The sequence below is a fragment of the Afipia broomeae ATCC 49717 genome, assembly GCF_000314675.2.
Classification (GTDB): Bacteria; Pseudomonadota; Alphaproteobacteria; order Rhizobiales; family Xanthobacteraceae; genus Afipia; species Afipia broomeae.
Map to the genome: position 1 here is coordinate 967,176 of NZ_KB375283.1, position 15,447 is coordinate 982,622.

At 62.9% G+C, this 15,447-nt stretch carries 14 protein-coding genes and 1 pseudogene; 7 read left to right on the forward strand and 8 right to left on the reverse strand.

What is annotated here, in order from left to right:
• Positions 1-14: 14 nt before the first annotated feature.
• The 3 genes and pseudogenes from HMPREF9695_RS17110 to HMPREF9695_RS17120 all read right to left on the reverse strand — a co-directional run bounded on the left by HMPREF9695_RS17110 (position 15) and on the right by HMPREF9695_RS17120 (position 5,025).
• Entirely contained in the window at positions 15-779 is a 765-nt protein-coding gene (locus HMPREF9695_RS17110; RefSeq protein ID WP_006022139.1) for a hypothetical protein, read from the reverse strand.
• A gap of 29 nt (positions 780-808) precedes the next feature.
• Positions 809-2,254 carry a glycerol-3-phosphate dehydrogenase gene (locus HMPREF9695_RS17115; protein ID WP_041712860.1) on the reverse strand — a complete coding sequence of 482 codons (1,446 nt, stop codon included), beginning with the start codon at positions 2,252-2,254 and terminating at the stop codon, positions 809-811.
• A 63-nt stretch (positions 2,255-2,317) separates the two neighbouring features.
• Positions 2,318-5,025 (reverse strand): annotated as a pseudogene (locus HMPREF9695_RS17120) (EAL domain-containing protein).
• Between the two features lie 210 nt (positions 5,026-5,235).
• Between HMPREF9695_RS17120 and HMPREF9695_RS17125 the strand changes: the two are divergent.
• Positions 5,236-6,342 carry an NAD(P)/FAD-dependent oxidoreductase gene (locus HMPREF9695_RS17125; RefSeq protein WP_006022143.1) on the forward strand — a complete coding sequence of 369 codons (1,107 nt, stop codon included), beginning with the start codon at positions 5,236-5,238 and terminating at the stop codon, positions 6,340-6,342.
• A gap of 94 nt (positions 6,343-6,436) precedes the next feature.
• Here HMPREF9695_RS17125 and HMPREF9695_RS25875 read toward each other — a convergent pair whose 3' ends face one another.
• Entirely contained in the window at positions 6,437-6,613 is a 177-nt protein-coding gene (locus tag HMPREF9695_RS25875) for a YdcH family protein (RefSeq protein ID WP_006022144.1), read from the reverse strand.
• Positions 6,614-6,875: 262 nt separating this feature from the next.
• Between HMPREF9695_RS25875 and HMPREF9695_RS17130 the strand changes: the two genes are divergently transcribed.
• A complete protein-coding gene (locus HMPREF9695_RS17130; protein WP_024574308.1) occupies positions 6,876-7,082 on the forward strand; it encodes a YdcH family protein in 207 nt (68 codons plus the stop codon).
• A 28-nt stretch (positions 7,083-7,110) separates the two neighbouring features.
• On the opposite strand, the gene HMPREF9695_RS17135 is transcribed toward HMPREF9695_RS17130, so the two are convergent.
• Positions 7,111-7,842, reverse strand: coding sequence for a GGDEF domain-containing protein (locus HMPREF9695_RS17135; protein WP_006022146.1), 732 nt, complete (start codon positions 7,840-7,842; stop codon positions 7,111-7,113).
• 95 nt (positions 7,843-7,937) lie between these two features.
• Here HMPREF9695_RS17135 and purE point away from each other — a divergent pair, with 95 nt between their 5' ends.
• Positions 7,938-8,429 (forward strand): 5-(carboxyamino)imidazole ribonucleotide mutase, encoded by a 492-nt coding sequence (gene purE, locus HMPREF9695_RS17140; protein WP_006022147.1) that lies wholly within the window; start codon positions 7,938-7,940, stop codon positions 8,427-8,429.
• On the forward strand, positions 8,426-9,532 hold the full coding sequence (locus HMPREF9695_RS17145; protein WP_006022148.1) for a 5-(carboxyamino)imidazole ribonucleotide synthase: 1,107 nt from the start codon (positions 8,426-8,428) through the stop codon (positions 9,530-9,532). The genes purE and HMPREF9695_RS17145 overlap by 4 nt, the downstream gene beginning before the upstream one ends.
• A gap of 50 nt (positions 9,533-9,582) precedes the next feature.
• Here the strand turns inward: HMPREF9695_RS17145 and aqpZ are convergent, their stop codons facing one another.
• The gene (gene aqpZ / locus HMPREF9695_RS17150) at positions 9,583-10,296 is read right to left on the reverse strand and encodes an aquaporin Z (protein ID WP_006022149.1); all 714 of its coding nucleotides are present in this window, start codon (positions 10,294-10,296) and stop codon (positions 9,583-9,585) included.
• 279 nt (positions 10,297-10,575) lie between these two features.
• Here aqpZ and rpsU point away from each other — a divergent pair, with 279 nt between their 5' ends.
• Entirely contained in the window at positions 10,576-10,881 is a 306-nt protein-coding gene (rpsU, locus tag HMPREF9695_RS17155; protein WP_006022150.1) for a 30S ribosomal protein S21, read from the forward strand.
• 201 nt (positions 10,882-11,082) lie between these two features.
• Here the strand turns inward: rpsU and HMPREF9695_RS17160 are convergent, their stop codons facing one another.
• Positions 11,083-12,570 carry an aldehyde dehydrogenase family protein gene (locus HMPREF9695_RS17160; RefSeq protein ID WP_006022151.1) on the reverse strand — a complete coding sequence of 496 codons (1,488 nt, stop codon included), beginning with the start codon at positions 12,568-12,570 and terminating at the stop codon, positions 11,083-11,085.
• 115 nt (positions 12,571-12,685) lie between these two features.
• On the opposite strand from HMPREF9695_RS17160, the gene HMPREF9695_RS17165 reads away from it, so the two are divergent.
• Together HMPREF9695_RS17165 and HMPREF9695_RS17170 are read left to right on the forward strand one after the other, a co-directional pair.
• Entirely contained in the window at positions 12,686-13,795 is a 1,110-nt protein-coding gene (locus HMPREF9695_RS17165; protein ID WP_006022152.1) for a substrate-binding domain-containing protein, read from the forward strand.
• An 84-nt stretch (positions 13,796-13,879) separates the two neighbouring features.
• Positions 13,880-14,326, forward strand: coding sequence for a hypothetical protein (locus HMPREF9695_RS17170; RefSeq protein ID WP_006022153.1), 447 nt, complete (start codon positions 13,880-13,882; stop codon positions 14,324-14,326).
• A gap of 97 nt (positions 14,327-14,423) precedes the next feature.
• Here HMPREF9695_RS17170 and HMPREF9695_RS17175 read toward each other — a convergent pair whose 3' ends face one another.
• Positions 14,424-15,350 (reverse strand): hypothetical protein, encoded by a 927-nt coding sequence (locus tag HMPREF9695_RS17175; RefSeq protein WP_006022154.1) that lies wholly within the window; start codon positions 15,348-15,350, stop codon positions 14,424-14,426.
• Between the last annotated feature and the right edge of the window lie 97 nt (positions 15,351-15,447).

The window sequence follows — 15,447 nt, forward strand, 5'->3', positions numbered from 1 at the left end:
GCTGCCCCTGAGCTTTATAGTGCCGGGACATTGATGATCCCAAGTTTCGTCCAGCTATCCGGGTAGAGTTCGGTTCCGCTCGACCTTTTGGAGTTCTGTTCGATGACGTTCAGAAGCTCAACGTCGATCCCCATCTGCGTAAGATAGAGCCGGAATTGATTGCCGAACAGCGCGGTCAAGCCCTCGCGCCGCTCATCGGACACGTTGAGGCCGAGTCTGTTTCGTATCTGCATGCTGCCCAGCACGACCCTGGTCGTGGTGGGAAGGCTCCGATGAACGCCACCCGCCAGGATCAGCACGCACGCCACATCACATCGTGCGCCGGATATGCTGATACTCGCATTCAGAGGCCCACCCTGGCGCTTTAACGTGAAGCATTCTTCGTCTGTCCGGCAGGCTGCCTTATCGACCAGCGTCGCTCCGACACTGACATCTAACCCGCGCTCGCGGATTATCTTGCCCATCGACGTTGCAACATTAAGGTTTCCGTCGCCCCAGACTCTGAGAATGACGGGGAGTTTTCGCCCCGGGGAGCGATCGAGAATCGCGATCAGCCGCTTATAGGTATCCCATTGGACCGTTCCCTCGGCGGCAATCCATTCAGAGCAATTCTGTCCGCAGGCGCCGACCGGGCCGCGCGCCACGTAGAAAACCATTGCGTCAGGCAGCGATCCGATGCCGCCAACAGGTGGCCGCACAATCTCCTCGGATCTGGCGTGACCAGCCGTCAAAGCTGTAACGCCGATCAGGAATGCGCCCATCACAACCGTTCGCAACATGGTCAGCTCCCCCTTCCATCTTGACGTTATCATGCCGCCGCCATGAATGTTTCAAGCGCCTCGCGATCCTGCCGCGGCATCGTCAGGCCGAGTTTAGAACGCCGCCAGAGAATGTCGTCGGCGAAACGGGCAAATTCTTCTTTCATCAAGTACTCGACCTCCGCGCCGGTGAGGTCATCGCCGAACCTCGGGCCGAGGTCATCCATGCTTTTTGCCGCACCCAGAATCCGCTCGGTCCGCGTGCCGTATGAGGCGATCAGCCGCCGGGCATGATGTTCGCTTAAAAATGGCCAGCGCTTTCGCGCACTGTCCACCTGATCGTCGAACGCGTCCCACGAGAAATCGCCGCCGGGCAAAGGTTCGTCTGCCGTCCAGGACGGCGGCATCTTGAGAAACGATGCAAGCCGCGCCAGCGCGATCTCCGCGCGTCGCCGTGCACTTGTCGTTGCTCCGCCGATCATCGTCAAAAGAGGTGCTTTGCGGGATTTCCGGCCCAGTTTCACGATGCCGTCGCGATGCCCTGTGGCATTGCAGCCGGCCATCGCATGCACGACATCCGCCGCCTCGATCCGCACACGGAAATAACGGCTCGCGGCCGCGCACAGATAGGCGATGTCGTCCGCACCGGCCGAGGTCATCGCCGGATCGCCGGTGAAGCTCCGCTCGGACGTGCCGATCAGTGTGAAGTCGCGGTGAAAGGGAATGGCATAAACCATGCGGCGGTCGTCGTTCTGGAGCACGTAGACATCGTCGCCATCGAACATCCGCCTCACGACGATCTGGCTGACCTTCGCGAAGCTCGCTTGAACGGCTGGCAAATGCAAGACGGTTTCGGCGACCGGCCGCGTCCACGCCCCGCTCGCATTCACCAGCGCCCGCGCTGTGACGGTTTCGCGCTGGCCGCGGTTGACCACCGCCAGCCGCCAGACCTCGGAGCGTTCGGCCCACACGCAGCGGGCGCCGGTGCGGATCGCAGCGCCGCGCGCGGCCGCATCGACGGCATTCAGAACGACAAGCCGCGATTCATCGACGGTGCAGTCGGAATAGGCCAGCGCCAGCCCGAGCGACCGGTTGAGCGGATGACCCGCCTCATGGATGGTCAGGTCCAGCACTTCGGAACGTGGAAGCGGGCTCCTCGCGGCAAGGCGGCTATAAACAAACAGCCCGCCGCGCAGCATGGCCGGAGGCCGTTCATCGGAATGAACCGGAAGCACGAAACGGGCCGGCCGCACCAGTTGCGGTGCGTTGCGCAGCGCGATGTCCCGCTCCGCCAGCGCCGCACGCACGCGCAGCGCATTCCCCCGTTCAAGATCGATGAAATTGCCGTGCATCAGATGGGGCGCGGCGGCCGCCGCGCCATTGCCGAGGTCGGTCTGCTCGAACAAGGCCACCCGCAGACCGCGCCCGGCAGCATCGCGCGCGATGCTCGTGCCGTTGAGGCCGCCCCCGATGATCGCAATGTCGACATCAGCCATGCCGCGATGATCTCCGATGGCGATCATCGCAAGTCAAGCCCGAGGATTAGTGACGGATGTTCGTCAGCCTACCCTGCGCGGGAGGTTCGAGACGTTGGAAACGCTCTTGTTGCGGCCGATCCACTCTGCATAGGTCTCGATCGGCGCCGGCTTGCCAAGGAGATAGCCCTGCACCTGATCGCAGGCCTCATCGGCGAGGAAGGACAGCTGTTCCTGGGTTTCCACGCCTTCGGCAACAATGGAAATGTTCAACCCGTGGCCAAGACCGATCATCGCGCGGATAATGGCGGCCGATTGCGGATTGCGTCCGAGATTCATGACAAAGGCGCGGTCGATCTTGATCTTGTCGAACGGGAACGCCTGCAGATAGGTCAGCGAGGAATAGCCGCTGCCGAAATCGTCCATCGCGATCCGCACGCCGAGCGCCTTCAGCCGCCGCAGCAACGAGAGCCCGCGGTCGAAATCCTCGATCAGCACGCCCTCGGTGATCTCAAGCTCAAGCCGGCCCGGCGCGAGACCGGTTTCGATCAGGATGGAATGGACCAGCCCGACGAGATCGCCGTGCATGAATTGCGCCGGCGACAGATTGACCGAAATTTGCAAATCCTTCGGCCACGACGCCGCCTCGCGGCAGGCTTCGCGCAGAATCCACTCGCCCATCTCGACGATCAGGCCGCTTTCTTCCGCCAGCGGAATGAAGTCGCCGGGCGGAACGAAGCCGCGCACCGGATGAGTCCACCGCGCCAGCGCCTCGAAACCGAGAACGTGATCGGACTTCATCTTGTGGCGCGCACGGGCCTGCGGCTGATAATGCAACGACAGTTCGCCGTTCCTGATCGCAGTCGACAGATCCTGATGCAGAGCGCGGCGGTCGCGGAGCTGCTGGTCGAGCTCCATATCGAAGAAGTTGATCGAGCCGCGCGCCTTCGTCTTGGCCCGGAACAGGGCGGCGTCGGCGTTGGTGAGCAATGTTTCGGCGTCGCGGCCATTGCGCGGATACACCGATATTCCGATGGTGAGACCGATGCGGACTGCGCGCCCATCGAACATGAATTCGGTCTGCATCGACTGCATCAGGCGTGTGGCGAGCGCCTTGGCGGAATCGGGCTGAAGACCGTCGATGATGAGACCAAACTCGTCGCCGCTGAGACGCGCGACGACGCCGCCGGAAATGACCGATTCAAGACGCCGCGAGAATTCGATCAGCAACTTGTCGCCGACCTCGTGGCCGAACACATCGTTGATTTCCTTCAGCCGGTCGAGATCGAGCGAGAGCACCGCGAATTCCTCGTCGGTTTCCTCGCAGGCGTCGATCATCTGCTCCAGGGCCTGCAGGAACGCCGCACGGTTCGGCAATTCCGTCAGCGCATCGTGATAGGCCATGTGGGCCATGCGCGACTCGGTCTCGCGCCGGTCCGTGATGTCTTCGCTGGTCTTGATGAGATATTGCGGCTCACCGGCCTCATCGAGAACGGTCACACGGCGGGTCAGGAACAGACGCAGCCCGTTTTCGGTCTGGATCGGATGTTCCTCGGTGACGACGCCCTTCTTGCGGACGGCATCCTCGTCGCGCTTGAGAATAAACTGCACGTCGGCCGGGTTGTAGATGTCCTCGAGCGTGGAGCCGATCACATCCTCGCGCCGGCGAGTCAGCATGGCTTCGGCGGCGCGGTTGGCGAGCACGTACTGGCCATCGCTGAGCCGCTTGACGACGAGCGAAACCGGGATGTTGTCGACCACTTGTTCCAGGAATTTCTTCGCGCTCTGGACTTCCCGCGACAGGGACCGGCGATCGGTCACGTCCTCGAACAAGGAGACCAGGAATTCCGGCTTGCCTTTCTCGTCGCGCGCGATCATGCGGTTGCAGGCGATCAGGCGTCTGCCGCCCTTGTGCTCGATGGACAATTCGGTGCGCGTCTGCCCGGTCGGAGAAGCGATCGCGTCGCGGTCCGCCTCCGTGACCATCTGCGCCGCTTCCGGCACGTAAACCTTCTCCGCGGTCTGGCCGATGATCTGATCGCGGCTCAGTCCGGAGAATTGCTCGAACGCGCGGTTGGCGAGGATGTACCTGCCGTCCTCGATGCTTTTCGCCGCGACACAGACCGGAATGTTGTCGATGACCGATTCAAGGAAGGCGTGGTGGTCGCAAGCTGCCGGGACATCTTGCGCCGCGCGGTGCAATCCTCATGGGTCGATACAATTCCGCCGTTCGACAGTTCGCGATGCTTGACCAGGATCGAGCGTCCGTCCAGCAACTCGCAGACATGCCCCTCCGGGCTTTTGACGTTGCGATAGTACTCGTCGATGTCGTCGCACAGCATGCCTCGCGTCGCACGCAGCGCGGTGAGATCGCGGCCGGTCATACCGGGCACGAGGTCCGAACGGGAGAACCCATACATTTCCAGATAGCGGTCGTTGCAGAAGACAATGCGTTTGCGCGCATCGACCATGACGATGCCGGTCGTCAGGCTGTTGAGCGCGCTGGAAACGAAAGCCGCGCGCCTGATATTGGAGTGACGCGCGCGCCGCAGCGCGCTCGAAACCCAGAGGATGATGGCGGCGAGAAACGCGGCGACCACGAGGCCGCCCATCGCCACCTGCCATACGAGCGCGGTGTTCGAGATTTCCAGAGCCGTTGCAGAGAACGAGCCATCGGGATTGGCGACGATCTGCGCGGCGGCGCTGCCCGGCGCCAAAATGGCGCAGAGACATACAGCGACCCACACCGGGCTCGCTGTGGTCGCTCGTGCTTGCTTCTGCCAGCCGGTCATTACCATTCCGCGGAATTCTTCATCCGGCAGTGTCTGGCTGTACCTCTTTGGATCGGGTAAACGCGTAATCGCGGTCCGTCACATTGTGACTTAAATGCGGGCAATTGGCCGCTTATGCTTAACCAAGCCCTAACGCGGACAGCATCGCAAAGCGGCGCGCTGAACATAGAATGAGCAAGAAACGAATCGTTCCGGCAAGGCGAAGCATCCATGGACAGAATTGAGTGTGTTGTGGTCGGCGCCGGCGTCGTCGGACTCGCCGTTGCACGCAAACTGGCGCGCGCGGGTCTTGAGGTCGTGGTGGTCGAGGCCGCCGGGGACATCGGCACCGGCACATCCTCGCGCAACAGCGAGGTGATCCACGCCGGGATTTACTATCCGGCGGGCAGCCTGATGGCCCGGATGTGCGTTGCCGGCAAACAGGCTCTCTATGCTTATTGCGACGCCCATGGCGTACCGTACCGGCGCTGCGGCAAGCTGATCGTGGCGACCGCGGCCAATGAGGACGAGAAGCTGGTCTCGATCAAGTCGCACGCCGAGGCCAACGGCGTCGACGATATGCGGGTGTTGTCGGCTGCCGAGGCGCGCGCGCTGGAGCCCGCCCTGCATTGCACCGGCGCATTGCTGTCGCCATCCACCGGCATCGTCGACAGCCATGCCTATATGCTGGCGCTGCGCGGCGAGATCGAGGATGCCGGCGGCGCACTCGCATTTCACGCACCGTTCAACCGCGCGAAAGCCGTGGCTGACGGTTTTGAAGTCGAGATCGGCGGCGATACGCCGATGACACTTGCGTGCCGCATCCTGATCAACTCGGCCGGGCTCAATGCGCCTGCCATCGCCCGCGCCATCGACGGCATGCCCGCCGACCGCATTCCGGTGAGCTATTACGCCAAGGGCAACTATTTCAGTTGCAGCACGCGCGCGCCGTTCTCGCACCTGATCTATCCGGTGCCGGAACCCGGCGGCCTTGGCGTGCATCTCACCATCGATCTCGGCGGACAGGCGAAATTCGGCCCCGACGTCGAATGGGTCGACACGCTCGATTACGCTGTCGATCCCGCACGGGCCGAGCGGTTCTATCCGGCGATCCGCCGGTACTGGCCGACGCTCCCCGATGGCGCGCTCAGCCCGAGCTATTCCGGAATTCGGCCAAAGATCGTGCCGCCCGCGGTGGCGCGGCAGGATTTCGTGATCCAGGGCCCGCAGGACAACGGTCTTGCGGGGCTGGTCAACCTGTTCGGGATCGAGTCACCCGGCCTGACCTCATCCCTCGCCATTGCGGACGACGTGGCTCAACGCGCCGGAGCGGTGTAGCCTCTTGGCCACGCGCACCGCAGTACCTCGCAACGGCAAGTTTTGCCGTTACGAGCATCGCGTTGCATTGCAGTGGGATTCGGGTGTGGAAAAGTCAGTGGACCGTTGCGAGCTTGATACGCTCGATCTGGTCCTTGAGCACCAGCTTGCGGCGCTTGAGTTCGATAATCTGGAGGTCGTCGGTGGAAAGATGCTGGAGAGCATCGTGCAATTCGTTTTCCAGAACTTCGTGTTTACGTTCCAGTTCAACGAGATGCGCCTGAATCGCCATAGAAGTCTCCTTTGTGAGTGGACCTCAGATCGGATCTGGACGGCCAAGTCTACATGACCGGAGCCGTCTGTCGACAGCGGAGTCAAAACCAGCGTTCAAAATTTTCGTGCACAGAGGAAACGAATTGTGACGGAACCCGCCCCACGATACCGTCGCTGGTACGCCACTAGAGTTGGTAACGATTTTCTGCAATGACGGGTCATGCGGAAGCGTTCTGAGACACTTACCTGAAAGTCTGGGCGAATTCAGTCAAATGACGGTTATGGTAGATCAGGACAACAACGAATACGCGCTTGAACTGGCGCAGTTGCAGCAGGAGCATCGCGACCTGGACGCCGCCATCGAGGCGCTGCATCAGTCGCCCGCACCGGACCTGCTCAGACTGCAGCGTTTGAAAAAACGCAAGCTTCAGTTGCGCGACCGGATTTCATTTATCGAAGACCAGATCACGCCTGACATCATCGCCTGATCTTGCGTCATGACGCCGCGGCATGATTTCAGAGCGCAACCTGCGCGCGGCCTCCGCGCCGCAATGCCTTTCGCGCATACATCGCGCGGTCCGCGGCCTCCATTACATCGGCGGCGCTGTCCGCGGTACCGATCAGCGCAATACCCGCGGATGCGCCGGCGACCACAGGCCGGCCCTTGAAAACGAATGTGAGCTGATCGATGGCCTGCTCCAGAGCAGCGGCCTTCGCCAGCGCATCGGCCTCGGTGAGATTCCACAGCAGCAATCCGAACTCGTCGCCACCGAGCCGGCCCACCACATCCGACGAGCGCACGTGACGCATCAGGACTGCGACCACGCCCTTGAGCACGATATCGCCGGCGGCGTGACCGAAGGTGTCGTTGATCGGCTTGAGGCGGTCGACGTCGAGCACGATCAGCGCGCCGCTCGCCTTGTAGCGCCGGATGTAGGCGATCGAGCGGTCAAGCTCACGCTCGAAGCCGCGGCGGTTGTAGATGTTCAGCAGGAAGTCGGTATCGGCCCAGGCCTGAAGTTCGTCGATCCGGGCCTCGGCAGCGGCGAGTTCCGCCTTCAGGGCCGCGACCTGCCGCCTGGCCCTGGCCAGCGGATCGGCCGGCGGCTTGCGCGCGGGCTTCGGCGGGGCGGATTTTGCGGTTTTGCTCCGGCCTGCCGGTTTCTTCGCCGCCCGCCCCCGTGACGCCATTTTGCCGCGCGCTTTCTTCAAGTTTCCGCCTCTAATCCGCTTGACCGGCTCGGCCATTGACCATGAAAGGATAACGGATTCGCGCAAGCTTGCCACGCAGGGGGGCAACCCTATAATCCGCCCTCTTTTCCGGCCCTTTTTGAAGATTCCAGATGACCACCCCCGTTGCCATTATCATGGGAAGCCAGTCCGACTGGGAGACCATGCGCCATGCCGCAGAGACCCTGACCGCGCTCGGCGTCGCCCACGAGGCGCGCATCGTCTCGGCACACCGCACCCCCGAGCGGCTCTACGGCTTCGCCAAGGGGGCCAAGGCGGCCGGGTTCCAGGTCATCATCGCCGGTGCCGGGGGAGCTGCGCATCTGCCCGGCATGGCAGCCGCGTTGACGGAACTTCCGGTGTTCGGCGTGCCGGTGGAGTCCAAGGCGCTGTCGGGCGTGGATTCGCTGTACTCCATTGTGCAAATGCCCGCCGGAATCCCGGTCGGCACCTTGGCGATCGGAAAGTCCGGCGCTATCAATGCCGCCCTGCTCGCCGCAAGTGTGCTGGCGCTCAACGATGCCGGCCTTGCAACCCGGCTTGCGACATGGCGCAAGCAACAGACCGAGGCCGTGAGCGAGCGCCCAAAGGAAGAAACTAAGTGACATCTTCAGGTCGGGTGACGCTGAAACCAGGCGACACCATCGGAATTCTCGGCGGCGGACAATTGGGCCGGATGCTTGCGCTCGCCGCAGCACGTCTCGGCCTCAAGGCGCAGGTGTTTGCGCCAGATCCGGATTCGCCGGCCTTCGATGTGGTGCAGAACGCGACCTGCGCGGAATACGCCGATGTCGAGGCGCTTGAACTGTTTGCATCCGACGTCGCCGTCATCACCTACGAATTCGAAAACATTCCCTCCTCGACCGCGATGATCCTGTCGGCCCGCCGCCCGGTGCTGCCGGATCCGAAGGTGCTGGAAACCGTGCAGGACCGGTTCGCGGAAAAGAATTTTGTGAGCAAGCTCGGCATCGCCACCGCGCGCTATGCCGATGTCTCCTCCGCACAGGAATTGAAAACCGCCATCGGCCAGATCGGGCTGCCCGCCGTGCTCAAGACCCGGCGCTTCGGTTACGACGGCAAGGGTCAGGTCGTGGTCCGCGAAGGCGACGATCCGGAAACGGTGTGGGCCGATCTCGAAACGCGATCCGCGATCCTCGAGGCCTTCGTGCCGTTCGAGCGCGAGATTTCCGTGGTCGCGGCGCGCAGCGCGAGCGGCGAGGTGGTCTGCTACGACGTCACCGAGAACGAGCATCGCGACCACATCCTGAAGTATTCGCACGCCCCGGCGCGCATTTCCGATGAGCTTGCAGCACAGGCCCGCCTGATCGCAGAGACGATCGCGACCGCGCTGAACTATGTCGGCGTGCTGGCGGTGGAACTGTTCGTGGTGCCCGGCAGGGATGGCCCGAGCCTGCTGGTCAACGAGATCGCGCCGCGCGTCCATAACTCCGGCCACTGGACGCTGGACGGCGCGTCGGTGTCGCAGTTCGAGCAGCACATCCGCGCCATCGCCGGCTGGCCGCTGGCGCATCCGGTGCGGCATGGCGACGTCACCATGACCAACCTGATCGGCGACGACATCCTCGATTACGGCAAGTGGCTGGGCGTCCCCGGCGCCACTGTGCATCTTTATGGCAAGGGCGCGCCGCGCCCCGGCCGCAAGATGGGCCATGTGACCGAGGTCAAGGCTCCCCAAAACCAGAAATAAAACGGCTGCCGCGATCGCTCGCGACAGCCCTGGTCTTTGAAGATCAGGCGTTACCTGCCCGCGACGATCCCTTCCGGCTCGTCACTCAGCCAGCGATAGACAACGCCGCCGATGACGCCGCCGATCAGCGGCGCGACCCAGAACAGCCAGAGTTGCTGAACGGCCCAGCCGCCGACGAACAGGGCGGGGCCGGTGCTGCGCGCCGGGTTCACCGAGGTGTTGGTGACGGGAATGCTGACCAGATGGATCATCACCAGCGCAAGGCCGATGGCGAGCGGCGCGAAACCGGCCGGCACCTTGCCATGGGTGGCGCCCATGATGATGAACAGGAACATCGCCGTCATCGCCACTTCGGAGACGAAACAGGCCAGCAGGCTATATTTGCCCGGCGAATGGTCGGCATAGCCGTTGGACGCGAAGCCGCCCGCGAGATCGAAACCGGCCTTGCCGCTGGCGATCACGTAAAGCAGCGCCGCCCCCAGAATTGCCCCGACGACCTGAGCGATGATGTAGGGAATCACCTGTCCGCCGGGAAAGCGGCCACCGGCGGCGAGCCCGACCGTGACGGCCGGATTGAGATGGCAGCCCGAAACATGGCCGATAGCGAACGCCATGGTGACGACACTCAGACCGAAGGCAAACGAGACCCCGAGCAGGCCGATGCCGACCTGCGGAAAAGCCGCCGCAAGGACCGCGCTGCCGCAGCCTGCAAATGTCAGCCAGAACGTTCCGATGACCTCGGCGGCGTATTTCTTCGCATTCATGTTCACGTCTCCCCTGAATCGTGGTGTTGGCTCACCTCAATGGCGGGAACCGTAGAAATGGGAGTCTTAAGCCTTCCTTCTGAATTCCCCCGAATCGCGGGCCCGGCCCGTCTAATTTGCCCCGGAATCATGGCTTTCAGGCCCGTGAAAAAGGCCATCCACAGGTGGACATTCCCGGTTTGATCTGGTACATCCGCGCCTTCGATGAGAAGGGCGTGGCCTTTAGCCGGTCCTTCGTCGTCTCCAGAATTTCATGATTGAAACCAAAGAGGATGCCGCGTGCAGGTTCTCGTCCGCGATAACAATGTCGACCAGGCTCTCAAGGCGCTGAAGAAAAAGATGCAGCGTGAGGGCATTTTCCGCGAGATGAAGCTCCGCGGTCATTACGAAAAGCCCTCCGAGAAGAAGGCCCGCGAAAAGGCTGAAGCCGTTCGCCGCGCCCGCAAGCTCGCGCGCAAGAAGCTGCAGCGCGAAGGTCTGCTCCCGATGAAGCCGAAGCCGGTGTTCGGCGCAGGTCCGGGCGGCGACCGTGGTGCCGCCGGTGGCCGTGGCGGCGCAGGTGCCGGTCCGCGCGGACCGCGCTAAGCGATCTCAACAGTTTTGAATATGAAAATGCGGGCCTTGCGGCCCGCGTTTTTGTTCTGAGCGGTGCGTCTCTTCACCTCTCCCCGTTCTCGGGGAGAGGTCGGAGATTGAGCGAAACGAAAACTCCGGGTGAGGGGCAATCGCACAAAGACTTTTGCCCCTCACCCCAACCCTCTCCCCGCAAGCGGGGAGAGGGAGATTTCAAACGTTCAGATTCACCCAGACCGCTTTCGGCTCAGTGAAATTAGCCAGCGCTTCAGTGCCATGTTCGCGGCCGAAGCCAGAGTCGCCCGCCCCGCCCCATGGCAGCCGCACATCGGTGTAGCCATAGGTGTTGATCCAGACCGTGCCGGCCTTGGCCTTCTTCGCAAACCGCTGCGTGCGTCCGATGTCGCGGCTCCACACACCTGCCGCGAGACTGAACGCCGTGCCGTTGGCGATCCGCACCGCATCGGCTTCATCTTTGAACTTGATGACACTGACCACCGGGCCGAAGATTTCCTCCTGCGAGATCCGCATCTCGTGCTTCACGTTGGCGAACACCGCCGGGCTGATGTAGTAGCCACGGTCGCCGACATGCCGGCCGCCGGTGACAAGCGTCGCGCCTTCCTTCTGGCCGACGTCGACATAGTCGAGGATCGACTTCAGCTGCTTCTCGGAAATCACAGGACCCAGCGCCGTGGTCTTGTCGGCGGTGTCGCCCATGCGGAGCGCTTCGGCGCGGGCGGTGAGGCGCGCGACCACTTCATCATAGACCTTCTCATGCGCCAATACACGCGAGCCGGCCGAACACACCTGCCCGGCGTTGAAGAAGATACCCGCCGCTGCAGCTTTGGTCGCCGCATCGAGATCGGCGTCGTCATAGATCACGTTGGCCGACTTGCCGCCGAGTTCGAGCGACACGCGCTTGAAGTTGCCCGCCGCACCCTTGAGGATTCCGCGGCCGACTCCGGGCGAACCTGTGAACGTCACCTTGTCCACGCCGGGATGATTGACCAGCGCATCGCCGACCACGCGGCCGGGACCGGGCACGATGTTGAGTACGCCCGGCGGCAGACCCGCCTCAAGCGCCAGCTCGCCGATCCGCAGCGCCGACAGCGAGGTCAGCTCGGCGGGCTTCATCACGATGGTGCAGCCGCAGGCCAGCGCGGGCGCCAGCTTCCACATGCCGATCATCAGCGGGAAATTCCACGGCACGATCGCGGCCACGACGCCGACCGGCTCGCGCACGGTGTAGGTCAGCGCATCGCTCCGGGTCGGCACGGTGTCGCCGTGAATCTTGTCGGCCCAGCCTGCGTAGTACGTCAGCGTGTCGATGGCGGCGGGAAGATCCTGCCGCAGCACCGCCGCGATCGGCTTGCCGGCATCGCGGCTTTCCAGTTCGGCAAGTTCATCGCCGTGCTGCTTCATCAGTTCGGCGAGCCGGAACAGGATGTGGCCGCGCTCGGCAGACCGCATGGTGCTCCAGACGCCTTCGAAGGCGCGGCGCGCCGCAGCGACAGCGCGATCGACATCGGCTTCGCTGCCTTCGGAGATGGTCGCGATCACCTGTCCGGTGGCGGGATTGAGAGTGTTGAAGGTCTTGCCGGAGACGGACTCGACGTGCCGGCCATCGATCAACAACTGCTTGCGGATAATCACGGCAGCGTCGCGGGACGTCTCGTGGGAATAGTCATATGCAATTGACATCATATTCCTCCTGTTGTTTCCCCGAGCATGCTTGCCAGAAATAGCTCAGTAAATATGATATGATGTACAAATGGCACGCGAGCATATGAAGCAAATTTCATAAGAGAACGGAACGATGCTGCAAATCGAGATCGAACCCGTCTGGCGCTTTCACAAGGAGGGCAGCCCGCAGACCGCCGTCGTGATGCTCGGTGTGCTCAACGAAATCCGCACCACCGGCAAGCTCACCAGCGCGGCACACCACGCCGGCCTGTCCTATCGGCATGTGTGGAATCTGGTCGAGCAATGGTCCGAGTTCTTCGGCGTGCCGCTGGTCGAAACCCATCGCGGTAAGGGCACGACGCTGACGGCTTTCGGCGAGAAGCTGGTATGGGCCGGGCAACGGATGCAGGCGCGGCTCGGACCGCAGCTTGAAAACCTGGCGCAGGAACTCGCCACCGAGATCAAGCCGTTCCTGCATCAGCGCCCGTCAGTCATTCGCGTGCACGCCAGCCACGGCTTCGCGGTCTCAAGGCTGCGCGAGCTGCTCGACAAGGAACCCGGCATCGGTGTCGATCTGCGCTATGTGAGCAACCAGAACTCGCTGGTATCGCTGGCGCAGGGTGCCTGCGATCTCTCCGGCGTGCACATCCCCCGTGGCGAGCTGCGCGCGCAGGCGATCAAGGCCTGCCGGGAGTGGCTGGACCCGCGGGAGGATCGCGTCATCAGCTTCGTGACCCGCGAGATGGGCCTGATGGTGAAGTCCGGCAATCCGCTCAGGATCGGATCGCTGAACGACCTCGTCGAGACCAGGGCGCGCTTCGTCAACCGCGACCACGATTCCGGCACGCGCACGCTGTTCGATCGTTTGCTGGCCCAGCACAAGATCGACGAAGCGAAGATCAATGGCGCGCAACAGATGGAGTTCACGCATGCCGCTGTCGCCGCCTACGTGGCGAGCGGCATGGCGGACGCAGCCTTCGGCGTCGAGGCGGCCGCGAAGCAGTTCGGACTGGATTTCGTCCGCCTGCTGACGGAGGACTATTTCTTCGTTTGCCGCCGGGCGTTTCTCGATACCGAGCCGATGCAGCGTGTGCTCGATATCATGAAGGGACAGGCGTTTCACGACGCCGTCACGCTACTCCCCGGCTACGTCGCGGTCAGCCCCGGAGCGGTCAGCACGGTCAAGGAGTTTCTGGACATCGTCGGCCCTGCCACCAGCCCGCCCGTTAAGATTAAGCCTTAACCAATTATTAATTCTGCGTTTGCGGGCCACAAAGGCCAGACCTAGCGTGCCTTGGAAAGCTGTTCGCCAACCCAGGTGCGTGCCATGACCAACAGATCTTATGGAGCGCTTGTCGCCTCTCTCGGCGTGGCAGCGCTTATGCTTGTTTCGAACGAGGCATTTGCCGATCCGGCTGCTGCGCCTGGCGGAGCATCTGTTTCCGCGCATCCAGCTTTCCGTCCATCAGCCGGCCGGCCAATGCAGCGGCACCGGGGACACTACGCCAGAACTTTCTGGCCCGGCTTTGGCGGCTATTTCTATGAACCACCCTATGCCGAACCCGGCATCGATGTCGCGCCGCCGCCGGCATCAGGTGATGTCCGTTACACCTACTCCTACGATGTCCCGTGGGATTGGACACATCGATTCCCACCGGCTGTCGCACCGTCCGACAGACCTTATGTACAGGAATGCACCAGGCAGACCGTCAAGGTCCCCCGGCGTGAAGGCGCCGAGGAAACCGTCAGCGTGAACATCACGCGGTGCTATTAGGCGGACCCTAACGGGCTTTGGCGCGCCGCTCATTTCAAGCTGTCGGCAAGACGCCCGCGTCTGGCATGTGGCGGACATGCCAGACGTTGTTACACGCCTAGTTCGACTGCTCAGGCACCACCGCGTGAAACACCGACTTCGCGGCCGAGACCACGTCGTCCGTCACGGACGAGAGACGGCCCTGTTTGGCGCGCAGATCCATCGGACGCGGCGGAATGTCGGCTGGCGGCGTCAGCCGCAAGCCATCGTCGGCCCGGATCTCGGACGGTCCTGATATCGGCTCTGGAAATGGCTTCGGCGGCGCGACCGCGGCTTCGCTGGGTCCCGGTGCGACAGTCACTGCAGGCGGCAGTGGCTGTACGGCTGGCTGCTGTGGGGCAGGCGCGTAGACCACGCTGTTCACCTTCGCACGCTCCTGGCCTTGCGCGCCCTCGGGTGCGCGCGCCTGTTCGGCGGGCTGCTGCGGACCCGACCTGCGCAAGCGCTCGATGGCAGCCCGTGCGAGGTCATTGGCATCGCGCTTGTCGTCAGGCGCGGCATTGGCTTCGGCTGGCAGCGATACGGCCGCAGGCTTTGCAGCGGCCCTCTCGCGCTTCTCGGCAGCAGCCTTGTCGGCAGCAAGCTTTTCACCAGCAGCCCTGTCGCTGGCGAGTTTCTCTGCGGCGGCTTTCTCGGTGGCAGCCTTCTCAGCCGCAAGCTTCTCGGCGGCCTTCCGTGCGTTCTCGGCCCGGTCAGCCGCTGATCGCTCGGCGGCAGCTTTTTCGAGGGCAAGCTTTTCCGCCTTGAGTCTGGCGGCCTCGGCCTTCGCGCTCTCTTTCGAGACCTTGTCGCCGGAGTCGTCTGCTTTCAGCGTTTGCGGGGCGGCATCCTTCGAGGTCCCGCCGGGGGCCGAGATCGCAGCTTTCGGCTTGTCCGTTTCCGACTTGGCGTTGATGTAGTGGGTGACGATATACGCACCGACCACGGTCGCCACGATCGACGGAATAACCTCTAAAAAATACTTGGTGAACAGTTTCTTGATCATGGCAACTCCCCGCGCGACGTTGCATGCGGGAACTTTTGGGCCGATTGAGGGATCAACTGCGACGGATCGGTGGCAAATGCCGAGAAACCGCTGGGTA